This is a genomic window from Paucibacter sp. JuS9 (assembly GCF_044043925.2).
Lineage (GTDB): Bacteria > Pseudomonadota > Gammaproteobacteria > Burkholderiales > Burkholderiaceae_C > JAUASW01.
Genome location: NZ_CP194172.1, coordinates 3,758,029 through 3,780,212 on the forward strand (window position 1 = coordinate 3,758,029; position 22,184 = coordinate 3,780,212).

The 22,184-nt window shown below is 60.1% G+C and carries 19 protein-coding genes; 12 read left to right on the plus strand and 7 right to left on the minus strand.

The window, feature by feature from the left end; all coding sequences use genetic code 11:
• Nucleotides 1-2: 2 nt before the first annotated feature.
• From ABT392_RS16680 to ABT392_RS16695, 4 genes are all read right to left on the minus strand, one after another.
• Nucleotides 3-935: a polysaccharide deacetylase family protein gene (locus tag ABT392_RS16680; protein WP_395385206.1), complete on the minus strand. Its 933-nt coding sequence runs from the start codon at nt 933-935 to the stop codon at nt 3-5.
• Nucleotides 932-1,597, minus strand: a complete 666-nt coding sequence (locus ABT392_RS16685; RefSeq protein ID WP_395385205.1) for an isochorismatase family protein — start codon at nt 1,595-1,597, stop codon at nt 932-934. The genes ABT392_RS16680 and ABT392_RS16685 overlap by 4 nt, the downstream gene beginning before the upstream one ends.
• A gap of 6 nt (nt 1,598-1,603) precedes the next feature.
• Nucleotides 1,604-2,371, minus strand: coding sequence for a maleate cis-trans isomerase family protein (locus ABT392_RS16690; protein ID WP_395385204.1), 768 nt, complete (start codon nt 2,369-2,371; stop codon nt 1,604-1,606).
• 82 nt (nt 2,372-2,453) lie between these two features.
• A complete protein-coding gene (locus tag ABT392_RS16695) occupies nt 2,454-3,353 on the minus strand; it encodes a DUF4437 domain-containing protein (RefSeq protein WP_395385203.1) in 900 nt (299 codons plus the stop codon).
• 224 nt (nt 3,354-3,577) lie between these two features.
• On the opposite strand from ABT392_RS16695, the gene ABT392_RS16700 reads away from it, so the two are divergent.
• The 4 genes from ABT392_RS16700 to ABT392_RS16715 all read left to right on the plus strand — a co-directional run bounded on the left by ABT392_RS16700 (nt 3,578) and on the right by ABT392_RS16715 (nt 8,054).
• Nucleotides 3,578-4,258, plus strand: coding sequence for a hypothetical protein (locus ABT392_RS16700; protein WP_395385202.1), 681 nt, complete (start codon nt 3,578-3,580; stop codon nt 4,256-4,258).
• A 24-nt stretch (nt 4,259-4,282) separates the two neighbouring features.
• Entirely contained in the window at nt 4,283-5,335 is a 1,053-nt protein-coding gene (locus ABT392_RS16705; RefSeq protein WP_395385201.1) for a nitrilase-related carbon-nitrogen hydrolase, read from the plus strand.
• 1 nt (nt 5,336) lies between these two features.
• The gene (locus ABT392_RS16710; protein ID WP_395385200.1) at nt 5,337-6,749 is read left to right on the plus strand and encodes an aldehyde dehydrogenase family protein; all 1,413 of its coding nucleotides are present in this window, start codon (nt 5,337-5,339) and stop codon (nt 6,747-6,749) included.
• A gap of 202 nt (nt 6,750-6,951) precedes the next feature.
• A protein-coding gene (locus tag ABT392_RS16715; protein WP_395386082.1) for an IS3 family transposase occupies nt 6,952-8,054 on the plus strand; the annotation gives its coding sequence in 2 pieces (ribosomal slippage) (nt 6,952-7,210 and nt 7,210-8,054; 1,104 coding nt in all).
• A gap of 166 nt (nt 8,055-8,220) precedes the next feature.
• Here the strand turns inward: ABT392_RS16715 and ABT392_RS16720 are convergent.
• From ABT392_RS16720 to ABT392_RS16730, 3 genes are all read right to left on the minus strand, one after another.
• Nucleotides 8,221-8,820, minus strand: a complete 600-nt coding sequence (locus ABT392_RS16720) for a hypothetical protein (RefSeq protein WP_395385198.1) — start codon at nt 8,818-8,820, stop codon at nt 8,221-8,223.
• Nucleotides 8,821-9,155: 335 nt separating this feature from the next.
• On the minus strand, nt 9,156-10,334 hold the full coding sequence (locus tag ABT392_RS16725; protein WP_395385197.1) for a trypsin-like serine peptidase: 1,179 nt from the start codon (nt 10,332-10,334) through the stop codon (nt 9,156-9,158).
• A gap of 434 nt (nt 10,335-10,768) precedes the next feature.
• The gene (locus ABT392_RS16730) at nt 10,769-12,415 is read right to left on the minus strand and encodes a PcfJ domain-containing protein (protein ID WP_395385196.1); all 1,647 of its coding nucleotides are present in this window, start codon (nt 12,413-12,415) and stop codon (nt 10,769-10,771) included.
• Nucleotides 12,416-12,814: 399 nt separating this feature from the next.
• Between ABT392_RS16730 and ABT392_RS16735 the strand changes: the two genes are divergently transcribed.
• The 8 genes from ABT392_RS16735 to ABT392_RS16770 all read left to right on the plus strand — a co-directional run bounded on the left by ABT392_RS16735 (nt 12,815) and on the right by ABT392_RS16770 (nt 22,184).
• Entirely contained in the window at nt 12,815-13,189 is a 375-nt protein-coding gene (locus ABT392_RS16735; protein ID WP_395385195.1) for a helix-turn-helix domain-containing protein, read from the plus strand.
• Between the two features lie 328 nt (nt 13,190-13,517).
• Nucleotides 13,518-13,949 (plus strand): hypothetical protein, encoded by a 432-nt coding sequence (locus tag ABT392_RS16740; RefSeq protein WP_395385194.1) that lies wholly within the window; start codon nt 13,518-13,520, stop codon nt 13,947-13,949.
• A 377-nt stretch (nt 13,950-14,326) separates the two neighbouring features.
• The gene (locus ABT392_RS16745) at nt 14,327-16,168 is read left to right on the plus strand and encodes a protein kinase domain-containing protein (RefSeq protein ID WP_395385193.1); all 1,842 of its coding nucleotides are present in this window, start codon (nt 14,327-14,329) and stop codon (nt 16,166-16,168) included.
• Nucleotides 16,169-16,317: 149 nt separating this feature from the next.
• Complete coding sequence (locus tag ABT392_RS16750) at nt 16,318-17,109, plus strand: hypothetical protein (RefSeq protein ID WP_395385192.1); 792 nt, start codon at nt 16,318-16,320, stop codon at nt 17,107-17,109.
• A complete protein-coding gene (locus ABT392_RS16755; protein WP_395385191.1) occupies nt 17,102-18,445 on the plus strand; it encodes a DUF4407 domain-containing protein in 1,344 nt (447 codons plus the stop codon). Before ABT392_RS16750 ends, ABT392_RS16755 begins: the two co-directional genes overlap by 8 nt.
• 21 nt (nt 18,446-18,466) lie before the next feature.
• Entirely contained in the window at nt 18,467-19,792 is a 1,326-nt protein-coding gene (locus ABT392_RS16760; protein WP_395385190.1) for a S1C family serine protease, read from the plus strand.
• A gap of 671 nt (nt 19,793-20,463) precedes the next feature.
• On the plus strand, nt 20,464-20,709 hold the full coding sequence (locus ABT392_RS16765; protein ID WP_395385189.1) for an FHA domain-containing protein: 246 nt from the start codon (nt 20,464-20,466) through the stop codon (nt 20,707-20,709).
• Nucleotides 20,706-22,184, plus strand: a complete 1,479-nt coding sequence (locus tag ABT392_RS16770; RefSeq protein ID WP_395385188.1) for a hypothetical protein — start codon at nt 20,706-20,708, stop codon at nt 22,182-22,184. The genes ABT392_RS16765 and ABT392_RS16770 overlap by 4 nt, the downstream gene beginning before the upstream one ends.

The following is a 22,184-nucleotide window of genomic DNA, read 5'->3' on the forward strand; positions in this document are numbered from 1 at the left end:
GCTCATGCGAGTGCCTTTCGCGCAGCGGCATCACGCGCGGCGATGTCGGCCAGCGCCGTGTCATGGTGATGCGCCAGGTAGTGCTCGGCGATCTCGCGGCCGGTGCTCAGCCACACGCCCTCGTGCGAGCTGATGTAGTCCAGCGCCTCCTCGAAGGCCTTCATTCGGTGCGGGCAGGCGACCTGGTAGTTGTGGGTCGGGATGCACATCACCGTGCCGCTCTGTGCGCCTTCGGCCCAGAGCTGGTCGAAGGCGTCGATGATCATCTGGCCATAGCGGCGCGGTTCGATCTTGTTGACGACGTAGGCGATGGTGTCGTTCAGCTCCAGCGAATACGGCACCGAGACAAAGCGCTGGCCGCCGCGCACCGTCACCGGCGTGGGCTGGTCGTCATGGAACAGGTCACAGGTGTAGAGCCCGCCGGCCTCGGCGAACAGGTCCAGGGTGTGCTCACTGTGCGAGAGCGCAGGCGCGAGATAGCCCGCCGGGCGACGGCCGCAGTGCCGCTCGATGGTGTCCATCGAGTCCAGCAGCATGGCCCGCTCCTGGGCCTCGTCCATGCCATAGGTGTAGCGGGTGTTGTAGATGCCGTGCGAGAAGAACTCCCAGTCGCGCTCGCGGCACATGGCGATGATCTCGGGATGGTGCTCGCACAGCGCGGCCGACAACGAGACCGAGCCACGAATGCCGTACTTGTCGAGCAGCCGCATCTGGCGGATGTGACCGACACGGTTGCCCCAGTCGCGGATCGAGTAGCCGGGCACCGCCGGACAAGGATGAGGCCAGGCCGCGCGCTGCGGATTGACCGGGGGATTCAACTCGTAGAACTCGATATTCGGCGCGACCCAGAATGCGACCCGCGCGCCGCCCGGCCAGGTGATCTTCGGCCGTCCACGGTAGGCCCAACCGGAATAGGCGCCGGGATCAGCCCTCATGACGCGCCTCCCAGCCAATCCAGCGTCTCCTGCACATCGACCACGTCGGCGTACTTGAGCTGCATGTCGGTCAGGTTGGCAAAGTGGTAGCTCTCGTGCTTGTCGGCCACGCATTGCTCGGGGACGATGGTGCGGTAGCCCCGCGAGAGCGACTCCACGGCCGTGGCACGCACGCAACCGGACGTCGAACCACCGGTGATGACCACGGTATCGACCTGGTGCCAGACCAGCAGCGACTGCAGCGGCGTCTCGAAGAAGGCCGAGGGCATGCGCTTGCAATAGACAAGGTCGCGGCTGCGTTCGATCTGGCAGCGCTCGTCGAACTCGGTGCGGCGCGAGCCGTGCTTGATGTTCTGCAGCGAGTCGGGCGTGTTGGTGCGCGTGCCCCATACGCCCGCGTCCTCTCCGGAGTCGGCATAGGCCACGTGGGTCCAGACCACCGGCCAGCCCTTCGCGCGGAAGGCGGCGGCCAGCGCGTTGACATGCTCGATCTGGCGCGGGTCGGTTTCGTAGGCGGTCTTGAATTCATCGAACCGCGTGTAGGCGCACTGGAAGTCGATGTTGACCAGCACCGCCTTGCGTCCGTAGCCGAAGCGGGCGCGTGCCGGGTTGGCCTTCACATCGGCCCAGATCTCCCGGGCCGTCTTGCTGGACATTTCCATGGCTCTTCAGTCCTTCCTGAGGTCCAGATGCGAGAGCAGCGGCCCGAAGCCATCCACCGCATCGCGGATGCCGTTGGTGCGCAGCGCATGCCAGTAGGTGGCGGTGTTGATCGCGATCACCGGCTTGCCGAGAAAGGCCTCGGCATAGGGCGCCATGCGCGCCATGCTGAGATTGGTGCCGACCTGCACGATGGCGTCGATGTCGTCGCCGTCCAGCTGCAGCAGGGCTTGCGCGATCTGCCGATCGCTGACCCGAGAGATGTCGGTCCAGCTCTTGCAGCGCAGCGGCAGGTCGCGCACGGTCGCTATGCCGTGGTCGCTGAAGAATCGCGCCACATGGGCATTGGCCAGCGGGTAGTAGGGCGAGAGCACCGCGATGCGCTTGATGCCGCCATAGGCCTTCATCGCCTCGACGCAGGACAGCGATCCCACGCTCACATGCTTGCCCGTCAGGTCCACGACATGCGAGATCAGCTTGTCGCAGGCCGGTGCGCCGCCGATGAAGGTGATGGCCGAAACGCCCATCACCAGGTAGTCCGGCTCGCAGGTCATGGCCGTGCGCAGTGCTGCATCGACCGCGCCCTGGATGATCTCGGCACCGGCCATGAAGGCCTCGTCCGACAGCGCCCGGGCGTTCTCGATGTAGATGTCGCGGTACTGGTGGGTCACGCCGGCGGGTCGCATGGCCGCGAACTCCGGCTCGACCACCGTATTGGTGGACGGGCCGAACACGGCGAATACCTTGCGCCAGCCGAGGGAGTCGCGGCCGATCATTGGTTCACGGCGCAGGGCCGCCCCAAGCAGTGACGGCCCCCTTGGGGGAGAGCGCAGGCGCACAGCGCCGAAGACTTGGGGCTCATTGGTAGCTCGGATCTTTCATGGGGCCGACCGACCGCGAGCGCGTGGGTTGCAAGAAGACCGGGGGCTCGGACCCCGGGAACTCCGGGCCCCAGTTGACCGGCTTGCCATGCATCTCCACGCGGGCTTCGTCCGTGTACCAGTCGACCAGGCGGCCATCGCAGCGCAACAGCCAGGTCGTGCCCTCGGCACCCGAGGTGAAGTCGCCATGGCGCACACCGGCCGGCCGGAAGAAATAGGTGCCCGGCCACATCTGGCCGTAGTTGTACTCAAACGATCCCTCGAGGCAGTAGGCCTCCTCGTAGCAGGGATGGTGGGCCAGCGGATGCTCGACCCAATCGGGCTTGGCCTTGATCAGGCGCGTGTAGAAGCCCGTGACCTTGTCGTGATGCAGGAGCTTGATGTAGAGGCCCGGCACCGGCGTGCCGCCGCGCGAGAAGTCCATCGGGCTGCCATTGACCGGGTCGGTGATCTCGAACCACGCCATCTGGCTGGCGCGCTTGACCACCAGTTCCTGCGCCGGGTTGTAGCGCGCGCCATGCGCCGAGGCCGGCGTGAAGCCCCAATCGCCGAACTCGCGGAAGATCAGCACGCGAGTGCCGGCCTTCACACGCAGCGCCGGCGTCAGCACATCGACCGGCGCCATGAAGTAGTCGTCCTTGCCCAGCACCTCGTCGCCAATCGCGACCTCGCCTTCGAGCACAAACCATTCCGTCTGCGCGGCATGCACGCCGGCCGGCCGCGACCAGTCGCTCTGGAACTCGACGGACAGCGAAGCCTCGCCCTTTTCCTCGCAGTAGTTCAGGTTGCGCTGACGCGCCTGCCCGTGGCCATGCGGCAGTTCGGCGACATGCCAGATCAGGTCCTTCTCGTCGATCAACTCCACATGCGGTCTCATCAAGGCTCTCCTGTTTCGAAAGATGGCTTGAGAGCCCGGAGTGCAAAGCCCGTGCCAATGGCATAGCGCCCGGTTTCGTTGCAGAAACGTTTCAAGCAGCGGCCGCGCGTTGCGACATGAAACAAACCAGCCGGGCGCCAGGGGCGCGGTGTGTTGCAGCGTCGGTGGCACAGGTCTTGCACCCCGTCCGTCGTCATCAGATCAAGACCCAAGGACGACAGGCAATGGATTTCAATGAACTGGCCGTGCTGCGCTGGCTGCACATCATCTGCATGGTGTACTGGCTGGGCGGCGAATGGGGGGTGTTCCAGACCTCGTACAACGTGATCAACCGCAAGCTGCCGCTGGAAGAACGGCGCCGCCACATGGAGACCGCCTACCGCATCGACATCCTGGCCCGCAGCGGCATCATCCTGCTGCTGCCGCTGGGGCTGCACATGGGCTTCTTCTGGGGCGTGCAGCCGCTGGGCGGGCACTGGCTCACCGGCATGTGGATCCTGCTCGCCGGCTGGCTCTCACTGTGCTGGGGCGCCTTCATGTTCCGCGAGACCGATCGCGGTCTGGCGCTGACGAAATGGGATGAGCGCATCCGCTTCGTGCTGATCCCCCTGCTCTTCATCGTGGCGATCAGCTCGCTGCTGGGTCATGGCCCGCTGGCCGCCGACCCCGGCCAGCGCTGGTTCTCGGCCAAGATGGCCGTCTATGCCTGGACGCTCATCATCGGGCTGAAGCTGCGCTTCATCATGCGCGAGTGGACCACCATGTTCCGCATCCTGGCCCAGGGCCCGAATGCCGAGGTCGAAGCCAGGCTGGACAAGTCGATCAACTTCGGCCGCAGCATCGCCTATGTGTACTGGATCTCGATCGCCACGGTGGCCTTCTTCGGCGCCGTCAAGCCGTTCTGATCGATCTTGAGCCGGGAGCCCTTCATGAGCCTTGTCGCGCCCTACCAGGCCCTCGCCCTGCAAACCACCTGCCACGCCGTCAATCGCTGCGACGCCGTCGCGGCCACGCGCGCACGCATGCTGGCCAACATTGAGCGCGTTCACAGGCAGGTGCTCGGGGCCAAGGCCTTCATCGGCGCGGACTTGAAGCTGGTGGTGGTGCCGGAATACTTCCTGACCGGCTACCCGCTGGGCGAATCGGTCAGCGGCTGGGCCGCGAAGGCGGCCATCGCACCGGACGGTCCCGAGTATCAGCGCCTGGGCGACCTCTGCCGCGATGCCGGCGTCTATCTCAGCGGCAACGCCTATGAGCTGGACGCGCACTTCCCAGGTCTGTACTTCCAGACCAGTTTCATCATCGACGACCAGGGGCGTTGCATCCTGCGCTATCGCCGACTGGTCTCGATGTTTGCACCGACACCGCACGATCTGTGGGACCGCTACCTGGAGATCTACGGCCTGGACGGCGTCTTCCCAGTGGCAGACACGCCGCTGGGCCGGCTGGCCTGCGTGGCCTCGGAAGAAATCCTCTACCCGGAGATCGCCCGCTCGCTGGCCCTGCGAGGCGCCGAGGTGCTGCTGCATTCCAGCAGCGAGGTCAGCAGCCCGCGCCTCACGCCCAAGGACATTGCCAAGCGCGCCCGCGCCTTCGAGAACGGCTGCTGGCTGGTATCGGCCAACTCGGCCGGCATCCGCGAGGTCGACATCCCTGGCGACTCGGTGGACGGCCTGTCCAAGGTGGTCGACTTTGCGGGCGAGGTGCGCGCAGAAGCCGGGCAAGGCGAGACCATGGTGGCCCACGCCAGCATCGACATCGCAGCTTCACGCCGGGCGCGCCAGCGGCCCGGCATGGGGAATATGCTGTCGCGCCAGCGCCTGGAACTGTTTGCCGCCACCTATGCCGGCTCGGTCTACCCGCCAAACACCATGCTGGATGGCGCAGGCCAGCCGTTGGTGCCGGAGCGGGCACACTTCATGGCCACGCAGCGCCGCAGCCTGGAGCTGCTGAACAGCCGGGGAGTTCTTGCCAGTGAATGAGATGGAGAAGCTGCCGACGCGCAATCCGCGCAGCGGCGCTGTCGACTACCAGATGCCTGTTTTCGCCCCCAGGGCAGTGGCCGCCGAGGCGGCATCTCTGCGCGAGGGCCAGATCGCCTGGCTGGCGGCGGGGGTCGACGGCCGCGTGCAGGCCATGACGGCATGGGCCCAGGCCATGCGCAAGCGGCGCAGCGAAATGCTCGAAGCCCTGGCAGCAGATACCGGCCGGTGGAGTGAGGGCGAGATCGAGTTCGAGGCCACGCTGGGCGCCGTGGCCCGCTGGTGCCAGCAGGCGCCCGAGCTGCTTGCCGCCGGCCCTGACAAGGCCACGGCCCTGCCCCATATCCGCGTGGCACAGGGCCGCGTGCCCTATGCACTGGTCGGCGTCATCAGTCCCTGGAATTTCCCGCTGCTGCTGTCGCTGATCGACGCCCTGCCAGCCTTGCTAGCCGGCTGTGCCGTGATGGTGAAACCTTCGGAAGTCACGCCGCGCTTTGTTCCTGTACTGAATGCTGCGCTGGCCGAGGTACCCTTGCTGCGCGAAGCCCTGCGCTTCGTGACCGGCCCGGGCTCGACCGGCGAAGCCTTGATCGATCAGGTCGACCTGGTCTGCTTTACCGGCAGCGTGAGCACCGGCAGGCGCGTGGCCGAGCAGGCGGCACGCCGCTTCATTCCGGCCCAATTGGAACTGGGCGGCAAGGATGCGGCCCTGGTATTCGCCGACGCCGACCTGGATCTCGCCGCCAAGGCCCTGGCCTGGGGCAGCATGGTCAATGCCGGCCAGAGCTGCATGTCGCTGGAGCGCTGCTACGTGGAGCGCACGGTCTTTGACCGCTTTGCCGCCTTGCTGGCCGAGCACGTGGCCGGCTTGCAGTTGAACTGGCCCGATATCCGCGCTGGCGCCATCGGCCCCATCATCGCGGCGCCCCAGGCCGCCCTCATCCGCCGCCATCTGGAGGATGCCTACGCAAAAGGCGCACGCGCCCTGACCGGCGGCCAGGTGGTCGAACACGAAGGAGGACTGTGGTGCCAACCGACAGTTCTGGTCGACGCGACACACGACATGCAGATCGTGCGGGACGAGACCTTTGCGCCCATCCTCCCGCTGATCCCGTTCGACAGCGAGGCGGAAGCGGTGCAGTTGGCCAATGACAGCGCCTATGGCCTCAGCGGCGCTGTGTTTACCTGCGACGAGGCCCGCGCGATGCGCGTGGCGCGGCAGATGAAGGCCGGCGCGGTGTCGATCAACGATGCCTCGCTCACGGCGCTGATCCATGAGGGCGGCAAGCAGTCCTTCGGTCTCTCCGGCCTGGGCGGCACACGCATGGGCGCGAAGAGCATTGAGCGCTTCTACCGGCTGCAGGCCTACCTGATCAACGATGGGCGCCCATCGCCATGGTGGTTTGCCATTTAAAGGCACCCGCCTTGCGAATGAGAGGGACTTCCCCGTCCCGAGCTACGCTGCGACCCATCACGCATATTGAGCCTCCAACGAAACAGTTGTACTCATGTCCATTCTTGGCCCGAACCTGGTAGCGGGTGGTGGCACCGTGACCTGCCCGGATTCTCCGAGACATTGATATCTAGGAAGATGGCTCCCGCCCGAAGAGGAGCCTATGAAGAAGAGTCGATTCACCGAAGAGCAGATGGTCGCGATCCTGCGCGAAGCGGACCGCACCACGGTGGCCGAGGTAGCCAAGAAGCACAAGGTCAGCGCACCCACGATTTACGCTTGGCGCAAGCACTTCGGCCAATTGGACGTGGCCGACGTCAAGCGGCTCAAGGCCTTGGAGCTTGAGAACAGCCGGCTCAAGAAGCTGCTGGCTGAAGCCGCGCTGGACAACGCGATCCTGAAGGAGCTCAACGCAAAAAAATGGTGAGCCCGCTGGCTCGACGCGAACAACTGGCCTTCGTGCGCGCACGGGGCCTGAGTCTGCGCCGAGCTTGCGGGCTCATCGGCATGTCGCGTGCCACGCCCAGCTACGAGCTGCGCATGCCGGCCAAGGATGCGCCGGTTCTCGCGGCGATGAAGGAACTCTCGGCCCAGTACCCGCGCTACGGCTACCGCCGCATCCGCGTGTTCCTGCGCCGCAAGGGCTTCGAGCTGAGTTGGTCGCGCACGCATCGGCTGTGGCGCCAGGCGGGCCTGCTGGTGCCCAGGAAGCGGCCACGCAAGCGCATCGCGTCGGTGCGGCCTCGTATCCACACCCCGTTCAAAGCCAACATGGTCTGGGCCTATGACTTCGTCTTCGACACCACGGCCAGCGGCCAGCAGATCAAGTGCCTGACGGTCGTGGACGAGTACACCCGCGAGTGCCTGGCCATCGACGTGGCTGGAGCCATCCGCTCCAAGCGAGTGATCGAGGTGCTGTCGCGTTTGGTCAGCCTGCACGGGGCGCCGCTGTTCATGCGCTCTGACAACGGGCCGGAGTTTGTCAGCCAGGCCATCCTGGAATGGATCTCGGGCGCCGGCATCGCCACCGTGCTCAACGATCCCGGCAAGCCCTGGCAGAACGGCACCGACGAGAGCTTCAACGGCAAGTTCCGCGACGAGTGCCTGTCCATCGAGTGGTTCCGCTCGCGCCGCGAGGCCGCCGTGATCATCGAAACCTGGCGCAACCACTACAACGAGATCCGCCCCCACAGCAGCCTGCAATACTTGACCCCGGTGGAGTTCAAGCAGCAACTCCGCCAAGACCTGCAACCCGCCGTCTTCTAGGAATAACTGTCTCGATTAAGCCGATCAGGTCAACACGCCGACCAGCAGCGCGCAATGGAGATGCCGCACTCGAAGCTTCGACATCGAGTTTCGAGTAGCACCGCGAGCCACCGAGGCGCCGGCCGGCTGCGTGCAACTCCTCCAAAGATGCAAAGCAATGCGCCGTTCATTCTGGAGCTTGGTCAAATGCACTGACGATGAAGCCACTCAAGCCGACCGCCAAACGGAGCGCTGCGCGGAAGTGTTGGCTGCTTCGTGAATGCGCTGACAGTAGATCTGCCTGGCGCAACTCAGCATTCGTCGATCTAGCCGCCTCAGCAAGCTCTCCTCGTGAATGATCGAGCGAAATGCAGACCCGCAAGACCTGCATGTTTAGCTGCGCTCTGCTGATGTAGTCGTGCAGCCGGCGGCCCCCAGGCTTGGCCGACTGCTTTTCGCTTTGGATGACGGACAACAGCTCGTCCAAGTCGCCAATCCACTTCGCAATCTCTGCCGACGATCCCATCGCTTTCAATCCCAGCTCGTCTCTGTGCTTGAACGCGTCGCGCATGCACTGCGCAACGACCGTTCGCCGAGTCAGCAATCTCTTTCGAAAAGCACTCAACTTCCGCCGACACAAAGTACCAAATCCGCCGCTGAACCGCCCAGTGGATGCACGACTAAAGGCAACTCGCCTGCCTTCGAGAAATTCATTCTGGCGCCCCGTTTCCAGCGCCAACTCGTTCAAGGCAATTGCAAAACTGCCAAGAACGTTCCTTGAGCGCATTTTACAATTAGTGCGAACCCTTCTTGGCACGCGCCTCGTTTATTTGCTTCCACAATGGAACTACTGCCACCTCTATGAACACTTGAAATCGCTCCTTGCTTCCAGACAGCTCTCTGACCTGGCTAGTCGGAGAAGGTAACGGCCTTGACCTATTCTTCGGTACAACTGGCTTACTCATCATTAGCTCCTCACAGTAACACTGTCGGCCATCATGCAAGCTGGCTGAGCACCCTAGGAGCTTTACTTGTTGGTTTGCCCGCCGCACTAAGGCACGCACCGAAGCAAAGTGCTACCCCAAGTTTCGCCGCCTCAGGTTTTGTTGCGCATGCGAGGCTCTACTGAAGTGGCCCCACATACCGCGGAAGAAATATGGACTGCGTGTCGATTCGCGTCACCACCACATCCTCAGAGCTCATGCACGTCGGATTTTGAGCGTCGGCCACTGTGGAGCCGGACAATACCCCTCTCAACTCAACGGCGTTCGTCAAGCTATCGTATGAAAAGAGTGGGCCACCACTAGAACCAGGCTCAATAACCCGCTTGGCTGCACGCAGCAGGTATTGGTATCCATTCGCGCCGACAATTCCACCGTCAATTGCGCCGCCCCTCATGTCCGCACCGAGCGGATGCGAATAAGTGAACAAATTCGACTGATTGGTCAGCGGCTTCATGGACACACGAACCGGGCTCACACCTAAAGGCAGTGGCTCCATTAGTTGCAACAAGGCAATATCTGCGCCGCTCCCGTATGGCGATCCATTCCATCCATTTGCTGCTGAGTACGGCGCATATGATGAAAATACTGGCGTTGCGGCCACTGTACGATTGCCTACAGCGGAAAAGTTCGGTGACACGCCACAAGAGGGCTCTTCAAACGAGAAGGTCGCATAGATTGGAATGCCGTTTGATCGATATGTTCCGGCACCTACACTTGGCCAAAACGACTGCGCATCATGATACAGGCAGTGCCCGGCAGTCAAAATATACACCCTCCCATCCAAGGAATTTTGAATGACAGTCCCTGAACACAAACCTGGAAACGATACCCCGTTGCCGGTATTTGTCGCAAAGGATTGGAAAGGCAATGTCAGCTTTACGACTGCAGTAGCGGCATTACGCATTGCGGTTGCTTGCTGCGTACTAATGCTTCCCGCCAAATCGGCGATAGAGCAAGCAACAGATCGCTTGCAACTCAACAATGCTTTATTTTGAAAAGTATTGTTGCCCTGAAACGTTTCAGCTAATTCCGAAGCAGTCAAACTTGACTTCAACGTATAGCTCGTCGCATAGCAGCGTGCCCCATCATTGGTGTCGTAACAGTTGTACGAGGCATCAGTCTGTGCTGCCGGAATCAGCACAGCTGCGGGGCTGCTCGGCGATGGCGCCGGGGCTGGGCCTTGCGCAGATGATGTGCTGGATGCGCCACCACCGCCACATGCGCACAGGGTTGCGGCAATCCCAAGTGCAGCCAACTTCGTCAGAAGTGTGACTTGATCGAACAACTGCAAACGCATTCCATCCTCCAGTCGAATTGAAGACACAAACTCGTGCATCGCGAAGAAAGACCGATTTCCAAAATCAACACGCGACTCGACAGGTTGGCAAGGTCGAGCGCCAATTTGCTCTAGCTTGGGCAGCGGCGCCTCATCGTGTTGACTTCGATTCCAGCAGTAGATGCCTGTACGAGGACCTCAATCAGGGAGCGCTTACAATGCCAAGTACCGAAACCGGGACAGGACTTCGATTATCTGCTTGGCATACCAAATTAGCTCCAGGCCGACCTGGCTGCATTCCCAAAATTCGAGTAGCACCGTCCCGTGCGCGCACCGATAGTAGGTATCAGTCTGCACAGGCTTCTTGGACGATTCCAGACCACAAAGCAGTGCCTCCGCTCTGCCCGGATCGCCTGACCTCGCCTTCATTTCGATGTTGATGGACATGGCCTCGCTCAGTGCTGTGACGCGGCAAGGGCAGCCAGAAACCAGTTGATGAACTTCTGAAGGGCAGGCCACTGGCCTGAATTGACGAACTCCACGCGCGCGCCAGCGTCCTGAAGCAGGTTCGCATTCATGGGCCCTCCTTGCAGTTCGCTCAGCATCCAGGTCCCGTCTGTGTCATTCGAGAACTCAATGGTCGCCCGAAGGCCTTGCGGCCAGGGCGACGTGACGCGGAAAATTCTCGCAAAGCCTCTGGCAGCTCGGACTCCATAGTCACTTCGACCGACGCAGTTGCCCTGCTCCTCACCCTCCTCCTGCAACTGAACCGACGTAGTCAGCTCCTCAACAGAAAGGCCGTACATTGCAAGCGCTGCACGTACTCCTGCTGGACGAGGCCAAGGCGCCGGCGACCAACTGTATTGGCATGTTTCGTCAGCATTGAACCAACTTATGGCGAGCGCATCCTCATCTGCGAGCACTGACCATGACAACTCTTCAAATGCATGGGGGGGCAGTTGAAATACCGCCGTATGACCAAGCACCTCATCTGCCTCGACGATCAACCCGGCAGCCACAGAGACGTCACAAAGTTCGTCATCGGCAGCCCGGTCGACCAACTCTCGCACGGTTGCATCTATCCACTTGCAGAGTGACTGCGTAATCGGATCGGCTGAATCGCCCACCAACGCCTCACATGCGCGCCCCCCAAGCAATCCCGTGTACAGAGACAGGCCTTCAGCAATATCAAAGCGTACTGTCTTCGATCGCTTGGCGCCATGGAGAACTGCGCGCCTTTCCGCCAACAGAAGCAGCAGCATGGCTCCGCCACTCAACAGGACTCTGACGCCTCTGTCGGATTTACGAGTGCACCCCTTCAGGTATTGCCTAAGGTAAGTTGCAACCCAATAGTCGAAGGCGTCCCTTCGGCTGGACGGTGAGACTTGGAGGGCTGCGATGACGTAAGCAGCTACGACGGTAGGTGGAAGCTGTCCTAGGCGCCTTTGCAAGGTACTGCTTGGCATGCGGCCGCGGCCAAACTGCAACGCCAACGCTGCCAGCGGCTTGCATGCAGGCGGACAACCATTGAGGTAGGTCCGCGCAGCTGGCAGATTCGACCAATTCAGGTCCGAAGCAAACTCGGGGAAGATTCCTGCTCTCGCGAGACATGCAAATACGTCGACGTAAGGCCCACACAGTGCCGCCATCACGTGACTAAGGTCGCGCTTGATGCAGCTTGCTGCCAGTATCGTCGGCAATGCTGCAAGCTGAAAGGCTCTAACGAGCTTTGCCGTGCCGTTCATGTGGCACGCAGCGAACGCGCCCAATCGGCAGCCGAACATGTCTGCGATCAGTACCGCCAACGTTGTGGGCTCTTGTGGCTCACCACCAATCGTCCAACGCATCGGCGCGTTGAGCACCGAGCCAAGAACGTGCACTGGCGCATCAGCCAGCGATATGGATATGGCCTGATTCCATCCTAGCGACAGGGAGGGCATACCGGGGTAGCAAGCCGTGAGCCCATGAATACTCAGCTGAGTCGCCTGGTCGTAACGGTACCGAAACGCAATTGCCGGGCGAGCAGCAATTGCCGCCCCGCCGAGCAGTCCGAGTTCAAGCTGCCTCGGCAAAACATCAGTTGGGCAACTGTTGGAGTGCATTTGCGTCAGTCGCAGTTTGCTCAGGCATTTCGTAGTCTCTCTACACCTTGAGGCCTTTGCACCAATGGCAGCAACAGGCAAGTCGGCCAAGGGGACTGGAGTGAGTTGGGCCTGTTCTAGTCCGCTCGATGTAGCGCGTGCTTGATCTGCCAGCCACAGACAGAGCCGCTGCGCGAGAACCGAGGGCAGCAGCGCGAGTATTCAGTTCCAGTGACTCATCACCCTTCTCTATCGACCCTGCTTCGCGGGCCAACTCTTGGACACAAATGACTTTAAAGAAGTACTATAGTACTCCAAAAAGACATCAGGCATCGTCAATCGTGACGCAACCGACATAGACTCCCACTCCAAGCAGTGGTCTGATCTGTTCCCGATCACATCATCGGTAAGGCACCCCCAATGGAAATGAAGCGCTTCGAACTCTCATCAGAGGAAAGTGCTGGGCACGAATCAGAGCGGTTTGCGACTCCACTTGGAGAGACTATTCGACAGATTCGAATGGCGAAGAACCAGACTCTGGACGAAATTGCGGCTCGCTCAGGGCTGACCAAACAGGCCGTACGTCGAATTGAGACTGGCGCGGTGTCCAACACGACCGTCGGAAGCCTGATCAGCATTGCCGAAGCATTGGGCCTGCGCGTTGGCGTCCTGCTGTTCTTGGCAGAACGCGCACTGGGCAAGAATGAGGCACTTGTGGGCCATGACATCGAAGCCCTCTTGCCAGATCTTTGGTACCGAACAACCGGCGGCTGCGACAAATGCCTGAAGCCTTGATATGGCGGGTGGTCGCGATCAAAACCGGCTACAGCAAATGGAACGTCCCTAAGGTTTTTCCTTAGTCGCGCCAACCAGTTGTTGCGCACTGCCAACCTATGATCGCTCAAGAATTTACTCAGCGGGGGACAGGAAGGAATGCGTCAAGAGTTCCGTGGACAACCCCGATGCGCGACTTCAGGCGCGTCATGGTTCGATGCATCTAGCCAGACACACCTTCCGTTGACTTGCCGGACGCTTTTGACCAGCTCCCTTCCGCATCGTTCGCAATCTGCTGACTTTCACGCGACGACGGTCGGAAACATTCAGCGCGCCGCCGACTGACAACATGAGCGCGGACCAAGTGCAGCAGCTCGCGACAGCGCTCGGGACAGTGCTCGCGTCTTTGGGGGCGCTCTGCCTGATGCTGCGCAGGTTTTCAGCAGCACGTTTCTTGATCATTGTGGGCATCGCAGTTGCGGTATTCGGGCCGTGGCTCTTGCAGCAGTGGCCCGCAATCGCTCTCGATGCGGAGCAATGGTGGCACGAACTGCCACGTACATACCAAGTGGCGCTGATGATTGCTTCATTCCTTCTCGCGTGCTTACTCGCGCTGCTCTTAAGCCTCTCGGCGCTGCGTCTAATTGCGCGGCCATTCCTCGGCAGGAACGCCGCAGACAGCATGGCAGCCAGTGTTGGAGCAGATGCTGTTCGCTTCCTGATGGGGGGCTTTCTGATTCGGCTGTATCGCTGGATTGCACGCGCAGTTAGCAGTCTCTAACCCAGACGCCATGCATTGCCACGGCGCATTTCAAGCGGACATGGATCACTTCAACCTAGTTGAATCTCAGACGTTGCGCCACGTCGTGTACGCCGCATGGCCACCGAACGCCTTGCCTGAGGTTGCCGCTGACAGGTACCTCCAGATGCCTACGCAGATGCCGACCCGACAGCGCCCCTCTTGCGACCGTGTCCATCGTGAGCAGGCCCCGCTCTTGGCGCCGATCGGCATTTGCAGCAACGACGACCCGCAGGACACACTTGAAGCGCTGCATTCGCAAAATGCACGTAGCGACAGATTACGGGCCGCGACATCCGGATTGAGCGGCCCTTTGGGCAGTCTCAGTCGCCGTTCCATGGTCCCAATGGAATCAGTCAATGAGCCATACCATTGACGAGGCCATCGCCTCACGAGGCGTTGCGAACACTACTCCCGGGGCCCTAGAGGCGACTCGTCCCGAATGGATTGACAGTACGAATGGTGATCTGAATGGACTCCATGGCAACGGTCCACCCGCTCTGCCCCATGAATTGAGCGATCGCTTTGAATTGCTCGCGGAATTGGCACCCGCAACTTCAAACAGGAGACTGTTCCAGGTCAGAGATCGGGCTAGTTCGTCTGAGCATGTGTTGAAGCTGGCGGCGGATCGTCGCTCCCTGACTGATACGCGCCTCGTGTCACCGGCGAACCCGACCGTCGATTCGCTAGCACTCCCCTTCGAGCAAGGCAGCCTAGTAGCAGAAGGATCCTATGAGTTGCAGCCGCTGATTCAGGGCGTCTTGCTATCAACTTGGCTAAAGCAACATGGACCACTCGAAGTCGATGTTGTCCGAGCCTTGGTGACGGCACTTCACCACTGCGCTGACCTGCTGTCTCGGATTCCGGCCGAACCAGGCCATGTATGGGTCCACTGCGACGTAAAACCTGAAAACATTATCGTCACCAGCAGTCAGCCCATTCGGTTGGCGCTGATTGACTTTGGTAGTGCCGCACTCGTCGCAGGTCTCTCGACCCCCCATTCACGTGGCCGTACCGTCGCCTACAGCGCACCGGAAATGGCAAACGGAGAGGCGTTCATCAACAGCGACCTTTGGTCGATCGGCATGATTGCTTTGGAAGCCTTGCTGGGACGCCACCCCATGCTGCCAGAGTCTAGTTCTGGCTTGGTCAGGCCTGAGGATCGCGAGAGAGTCTTCCGTGTCGCCTTGTGCAGAAACTGGCAAGGACGGGATCTGTCGAGCCACGGCTCCCTCCGCGCGCCGATTGAAGGTATGTTGACGGCATCGCCAACTGAGCGGTGGTCGCTTGAAACCTTGCGGTTGTGGCTTGCAGGGCAAGAAGTTACTGAATCTCCGGCCATGCGCGAGCGCATTCGCGCGCTTGAAGAGCGCGCTCCGTATCGGATCGGAGACGTCGAATGTCAGACCTTGCCAGATGCCGTTACAGAAATGGCACGGCACTGGAGCCTTGGTCGAACGGCGATCACAGATCGCGCCTTTCGAGCATGGGTTCGAAATGACTGCGGTCGGCCAGACCTTGCAGACTCCATCCATTTGGTTTCAGCCACTAACGTGGACGACATACTCCTGAGACTGATCTACCGCGCATGTCCTGAGCTGCCACCTGTCTGGAAAGATTTCAGCCTGCTACCCAGAGACTTGGCCGTTTATGCAAGGACTTGTCTGCAGGCGCGGTCCACCGCAAGCATTGAACTGCCGAACATTCGGAGTGCACTTCAATACCTTGCGTGGGCGCGTGACGGCTTTGCGGTACCTGAGACTTGTGGCCCTATTGAAATGATGTGGCGTCAAATTGAAGTTGAAGCGGCAGCACGGTCAAATGAGATGGCTGCGCAGGGGGCACCCACGCCGCCCATCCCGAACATCGAAGCTTTCGCCCTGCTTCTCGCATGCGATCAGGACTCAGTGGAGGGACTGAGGCGCGAAGTTCAGCACGCCCTCAATGACAACACACCTCGCGCGGCATGGTTCTTTGGCTGGGGCCGTAGTGCACAGAATTTGAGCCCTTCACAGGTCCTTGTACTCCACGGCTTGCGCCTTCATTCCGAAGCCAATCCAGGACTCGCCAATGCTGGGCTGGGACGTCTGGCCCCTCCCTCGAACTCAAGTACCGCGCAAACTCCCGCCGACCAAGTCGCCGCCCAGGGAGAAATCGTCCACTTGACGTACCGATTTGCTTTCCGCGGAGGACTGCAGTGAGTCTCTCTGCGCCGCAAAGCCTACCGCTTCAGTTGCACGGCGAAGGCCAGACACAAAGCGAGAGGTGGTATCACCGACTGGGCGTATTGAGGTCCGGGCTAAGACTTCGTCAAGAACCTAGACCTGCAGTCGGGGACGGAACGCCCGTATTGTCCGCCTCGATTCAGTTCCACCGAATAGATGAGTATTTCGACTGGCCGGCCCCAGTGCAAGCCACGGTGGCATTTCGAGTAAACATTGCCGACGTGATCAAGATCTCCGTTAGACGAGAACCGCTGGCCGGGTACGCCATTCAGCTTTTTCCACATCGCCTGCACGTCTTCCCCCGCAACGACGAGTCTGACGATCCTTTGGGGTACATGTGGCTGATCGTCAGCATGTATCGCGTATATGCACTCGCCATGGCGCTCTACAACCAGATCCGCGAGTACCTGTATGTGCGGTATGGCGGCCGTACTCCGCCAAGACGTGTTGCTGACCGCCATGTCCTCGAGCAGTTGTCCCGCCCCGTCACGGGCACTATCGAGATTGACATCCAAACAGATGAGCGGCTGCATTTCGAAGCCTTGCTAGCGAACGGTGCAACATTCCACGCAAGCGCAGAAGGGCGCCTCCCGGCTGAATCGCATCGAGCCAGGCTAAGCCCGCATACGGCCGTCGATTCCTTGAAGCTCTTGTCAGTCGCTCTGAAGTCAACTGAAAGCATCATTGATGTGACCCAGTCACTTCCCTCAGTGCGCCCGTCTGCTGAACTCACGGCGAGCACCCCAGGGCTGACGGACGACATTGCCTTGCTCAACCATGACGCGGCGAGGTTGGCCGCATCAGCAAAACTCTTGGATGCACCGACTTTGAAGCGGGTACGTCGCAAGCGCATCCCGATCAAGTTGTATTGGCGCCTCATCAACAACAGAAGCTATTGGAGGTTTTTGCATGGCTGATAGTCAGAACTCGACGCTCGGAGGAAGCACAGCTCCAGGTTCGATGCGCTCGCCCGGCAGCTCTGCCGACTCAGTTGGCTCGACACCGCCTGTTGGCAGCGGCACCTCTGGCGTGGCTGCAACAACTGAGCACGCCGACGCGATGCGAACCGTGGCAGACGTCAAGCGAGAGCTTGGCTTGAGTCCCTTGGAGTCCGCCCTTCTTTGGATCTGCAAAGCAGACCTATACGCCCTGCGGCTATCGACCTACGAGACCAGGCTTCAGTTCCAGGGCTTTGGCATTCTCGTAGCACTCACCGCCTTCTTGGCTTGTGGGTCAATGTGGTTCGCCTTACACACGACGATTTTTTCAGGAGATGCGATCGGCGCCTTCTTCGCAGCCAGCGTCTACGCCGTCGCCATCTTCTTTATCGAGCGTGAAATCGTTGATCCGGCCAAGGACAGCGGGTTTGCCATTGTTCTCCGGGTCATCATGGCCAGCCTTATTGCCATCGTGATTAGCTTTCCGTTGGAAGCCGAAATCCTCAAGACACGAATCGACGAGCAGATTCGGGTGACAGTTAACAAAAACTTTGAACCATTGCGGGAAGAGCAACGGCAGATCAACAAGCGGGCCGACGAGAGACTCGCAAGCGCTTCGAAAGCACTCAATGACCGCATGACATCACTCAAGAAGCAGGAGGAGATCCTCCTTGATGAGCTAGACAAAGAGCGCAGGCGGGTCAACTACGGGGATAAGAGCCGGGCACTGGAACAGAAAGTCGTTGAAGCCCGCGCTCAGATTTCGGACACAGCCGACAAACTGCTCGTGCTTCAAAACAGCCGTCTGTCCAAGGAAGAAGCGGATCGAATCAAGGAAATCGATGATGACATCAATGCAACAGCGACAAGGACCACGGATCCACTGTCGCGTCTCATCGCATTGAACGAAATCGGCAAAAAGCACCCCGAAGCAAATGCAATGTCGTGGCTCTTGCGTCTTTTCTTCATCACGCTCGAACTAATGCCGGCAATGATGAAGTTCCTCTCTCCCAAGACGGAATACTCCTTCTACGTCAAAGGGCGCAGAGCACTGAATCAGGCGAAGATAAACAGCTCAATCAACTATGTCATTGAATACGTTCAGCGCAATCCGCAGTCAACGTGGCGCGAAGTGAGGCAAGTGCTTGATCTGATCGAACATGGCATTGAGGACCGCAGCACCAGGCCGTCTCGCACCCTATCTGACATCACGACGAGTATGGCAAGTTCAAGCAACATTCCCGATCTTGCCCTTCACGGCACGGAATCGCCTCCATCGAGCGGAGAAGCAGCCCGCTCTTCAAGTGGTTCGTAGAAGCCATTGGTCAGTACTGCCTTGGGCAAACTCCCCCATATTCGTTGGCTGCGTTCACGAGATCGCTGGCAGCTTATCTATGCCGCCGCGACCCTTGTCGCAATGGGACTGCTCGTCGCATGCTCAGATGAAATTGAGGCAATCTCACAAAGGCGCGACGTCATCAAGGCGGGGCTTTCCGCAAGCGTCGAAATACGCACGGCATGCAGCGTCGGTTCTGGCTTCTTCTTCATGAACGAGGGAGATGCCTACGTCTTGACCAATGCCCATGTGATCGCTGGCCGTGATGATGAGTCGTGCACAAAAGGCACCACCTTGCAGACCAAGCGAGGCGACAAGTTCGGGTTCATCGCATATCAGAGCGACAGCAGCGTTGACTTGGCTGTCCTCAAGGTAGTTGCTGATCGGTCGAAGCTCCCCAGCGGCATTGATCCGTTGATCATTGACCCCAAACGTCCTGTAAAGGGACAGGCCATTGTTGCAGTCGGTTCACCAAACGGCGGCGGACTTGTTGCGCTAGACGGCCAGCTCGTAGACGCGAACCTTTCCTGGTCCGGTCGGATGGAAATGAACATCTCCGTTCAGCCAGGCAACTCAGGAGGGCCGGTGATCAGCAAGGCTAGTGGTCTGGTAGTTGGAGTGGTCGTGGCTCGAGAGCAAGATGCCAAGGGCCCTGAGGGTGTTTCAAACGGCCGATCATTCGCCATTGGCGTTGCCCAAATCAAGTCCTTCATGAAGGATGTGAACTGGTCAAAACTGCGCAGCGCAACTTGCTCAAGCCCTACATGTGAGCCCTTCAACCAACATGAGGCTCCCGGCTCCAGCGGGGAAGGCACCCCTCAGAATCCTTCGAACCCAAACGAGTTAGAACCTGGTCCAAGTGGAACGCCAATGCCAGAGGGAATGCACTCAGGCTTCGAAGCTGCCGCCGTGCGAGCAGCTGCACTTTCCCCAACCATCTACGCGGCTCTCGTTGCGGTCGTGCTGCTCTGGTCCCGCCTTCCCGCCTTTGCGCTGTGCTGCATGGCACTCGTCCTCCCCGCCTTGTACTACGGAGGCAACTGGCTGCTAAATTGGAATGCAGTAATGAGCGCCAGCCAAAGCTATCCATGGATTACAGCCGCGTTCATTTCATGGGTCGGAGTGGCAGTTGTCGCACATCTGCTGTTTCGTGCATGCCTATTGGCTTACCTGTTTGTGAACCAAGCTTCAGCGCTGGATTCGCGCGGAATACGTCTGAAGACGGCAATGCTCTTTAGGCCTCGCGTAGCGGTCAGCTTGCTTGCCCCGATTCTCACAGGATCGTGGGCCTGGATCGCTTACGAGACCGTCTGGCTTGCCAAGTAGCGCCATCATGCAACGCAGCTTTTCACACGATAAGCGGTGCAAGGCTTGCAAAGCTCGGGGCCGATCCGCCGGTCTATCGAGATGTGAGATTGCATGTGTTCGGCGACAACGCCCCCGGCTGACTGCTGAAACCACATCCTTTAACGACACACATATGCCAACAAGGGCCCGTACCTCCTCGCACCGATGCGGTTCAACAATTTGCCCCGCGTCTTCGTGGAAGAAGCGCCACTCTGTAGTGTCAAGTAGATCGGTGGTTTAGCGTGATCATCATCTGCCCTGCATGCACAACCGTCCATGGGCGCCCCTACCCACTTGATTGCCCTTGTGGGGCCTCCTTAATGGGTGTTGCTCCTACACCGGAACCGCCAGCGTTGGCAGAAGAACGACCGAGCCAGGACCACGAATGCGCGGACAGCGACGAAAACTGCAACTGCATTCCGCCGGATCCAATGGCGAGCGGACGTTGCGCAAAGTGCTTTAGGCGTATGCCAGCGTCTGCTCCCCCGATTGCATCCGACGCTGCGTTCGATGGCGGGTTTACGCGCCAGCCTGGACCGGCCTCCCTCAGAGTTGTAGAAACACTGCTTGTGCGCCTCAACGGATTGACCTTCACGTTGAAGCTGCCTTGCGTCGTCGGGCGCTCTTCCAAGGGTGTCCCCGCAGAACTGATGAGCATGCTGTCAAGACAGTTCAAGGGCGTGTCCGAACGCCATGCGCTGCTCTACGTCGAAACAGGTATTGTCAAGTTGATGGACCTTGGATCGACCAACGGCACCTTCGTGCATAGCAATGGACGCTCACGCCGAGTGACCGCTGATGTTGCAGAAGATCTCTCGCTGCCGGCACGTGTCCAGTTGGGCGAACACTGCTTCCTTGATTTGAATTCCGCCCCCACCTCTGGAGCGACGCCATGAGCCGACCCAAGTCCAGTAGCGTAGTCGTCACCCAAGTAGATCCCGCAGTTCGCGCGGAGCGCGAGCGCAGACACCGCGAGGAGCAGCGCGCCAGAATCGCGCGTGCCGCTGAACAACGCGAGCGAGAGCGGATGGAGCGACGCGAAGCCGAGCGACAGCGCGCTCAGGAATTGATGCTTGCTCAGGAGGCGCGTCGCGACCAACTGCGCCAAGCTCGGGAAGCCGAAAGGGAAGCTGAAGTTTTGCAGCGCAACCAGGCCAGAGTTCAGTCTGCGCTTGCACGCGCATCAACCCTAGCAGCAGAAATGGAGCGGCTAGACGCGTGGCGTCGCAGGCTGCCTAACGCCGTGTCATCGCGATTGACCGTGCAACCACCACAGGTCGGCCCCCAACCACCGTCTGATGACGTGCAAGATGTCGAAGCATGGGTCAACAAATCAGAGAAAGTGCTTGCTGAGTATGTTCGGCAGTTGATGGCGGACGTCGAGCAGTCAACGAGCCACGCCAGCCAGGACGACATCCTTTCAACCCTCGCAGGCGACCTCATAGGCGAAGCGCAACACCCCGCGGTCTTGATTGAAAGCGCCCGGTCATTAATAGAGCGTCGGCATGGGCTTGCCCAGTCTGCATCGCGAGACGAACGAGAACGCCTTAGCAAGCTCTTTGGACGCACGAGTGCGACGTTGTCCTCCCGCGGGCTTCCGGCGCCCATGCGTGAGGAATTGATCCGACAAGTCACGCAGTTGCAAGAGTGCAGGAACCTGGCAGAAGTTGACGCTGCCTGCTCTAACGTCACGGCACTGCTGACGGCAGCGGACAGCCAGGTGGCCGAAGCCCAGCGAACCTTCCAAGCACTCAAGGTATTGGCGGATCAGTGGCTTGCTGAGACCGGGGAGCCAGTGCCTGATGCGCTGATCACCGCCTTCAGTTCGGACGAAGCTGCTTCGCCGGAGTCGTACGGAGCATGGCTCAACCAATTCAGCGATGGCGTCGCGCGTAAGCGAACAATAGACGCCCAACTCACGACTGCCCAAAAGGAAGCCAATCGTGCTTTCGTTGCCAGCAGCCTCCGCCAGGCCCTTGAAAACCTGGGCTACGAAATCGAGGACATTGACCACACGCTATTCACGGAGAACGGCAAGGTGTTCGCGACGAAGCCCGGATGGGATGGCCACTTCGTCGAAATTCGCGGTGGAACAGGTCTAACTGCTGATCAACTAGACACGCGGTGTGTCAAGGTGGTGGACGATGGCCTGCAAACAGACAACGAGGTTGACGTCGAATGGTGTGATGACTTGCATCAAGCAATGAAAGTGTTACGTGATTCAGGCATAGCCATGCGTGTCGAGTCCGTCAACCGCGAGGCGCCGCCCGTCGCCAACATGGACGAAGCTACCTCGCAGCGCAACTTTGTTCAGCAGCGTCGACGCCGCAAGACTTCACAAGAAGCATCGCAAAAGGCGAACAAGCGCTAA

What these genes read in the sequence shown, in the direction of transcription:
- ABT392_RS16680 (WP_395385206.1), bottom strand. Translation starts at nt 935, where the DNA reads ATGAGGGCTGATCCCGGCGCCTATTCCGGTTGGGCCTACCGTGGACGG.
- ABT392_RS16685 (WP_395385205.1), bottom strand. Translation starts at nt 1,597, where the DNA reads ATGGAAATGTCCAGCAAGACGGCCCGGGAGATCTGGGCCGATGTGAAG.
- ABT392_RS16690 (WP_395385204.1), bottom strand. Translation starts at nt 2,371, where the DNA reads ATGATCGGCCGCGACTCCCTCGGCTGGCGCAAGGTATTCGCCGTGTTC.
- ABT392_RS16695 (WP_395385203.1), bottom strand. Translation starts at nt 3,353, where the DNA reads ATGAGACCGCATGTGGAGTTGATCGACGAGAAGGACCTGATCTGGCAT.
- ABT392_RS16700 (WP_395385202.1), top strand. Translation starts at nt 3,578, where the DNA reads ATGGATTTCAATGAACTGGCCGTGCTGCGCTGGCTGCACATCATCTGC.
- ABT392_RS16705 (WP_395385201.1), top strand. Translation starts at nt 4,283, where the DNA reads ATGAGCCTTGTCGCGCCCTACCAGGCCCTCGCCCTGCAAACCACCTGC.
- ABT392_RS16710 (WP_395385200.1), top strand. Translation starts at nt 5,337, where the DNA reads ATGGAGAAGCTGCCGACGCGCAATCCGCGCAGCGGCGCTGTCGACTAC.
- ABT392_RS16720 (WP_395385198.1), bottom strand. Translation starts at nt 8,820, where the DNA reads ATGCGCTCAAGGAACGTTCTTGGCAGTTTTGCAATTGCCTTGAACGAG.
- ABT392_RS16725 (WP_395385197.1), bottom strand. Translation starts at nt 10,334, where the DNA reads ATGCGTTTGCAGTTGTTCGATCAAGTCACACTTCTGACGAAGTTGGCT.
- ABT392_RS16730 (WP_395385196.1), bottom strand. Translation starts at nt 12,415, where the DNA reads ATGCACTCCAACAGTTGCCCAACTGATGTTTTGCCGAGGCAGCTTGAA.
- ABT392_RS16735 (WP_395385195.1), top strand. Translation starts at nt 12,815, where the DNA reads ATGGAAATGAAGCGCTTCGAACTCTCATCAGAGGAAAGTGCTGGGCAC.
- ABT392_RS16740 (WP_395385194.1), top strand. Translation starts at nt 13,518, where the DNA reads ATGAGCGCGGACCAAGTGCAGCAGCTCGCGACAGCGCTCGGGACAGTG.
- ABT392_RS16745 (WP_395385193.1), top strand. Translation starts at nt 14,327, where the DNA reads ATGAGCCATACCATTGACGAGGCCATCGCCTCACGAGGCGTTGCGAAC.
- ABT392_RS16755 (WP_395385191.1), top strand. Translation starts at nt 17,102, where the DNA reads ATGGCTGATAGTCAGAACTCGACGCTCGGAGGAAGCACAGCTCCAGGT.
- ABT392_RS16765 (WP_395385189.1), top strand. Translation starts at nt 20,464, where the DNA reads ATGAGCATGCTGTCAAGACAGTTCAAGGGCGTGTCCGAACGCCATGCG.
- ABT392_RS16770 (WP_395385188.1), top strand. Translation starts at nt 20,706, where the DNA reads ATGAGCCGACCCAAGTCCAGTAGCGTAGTCGTCACCCAAGTAGATCCC.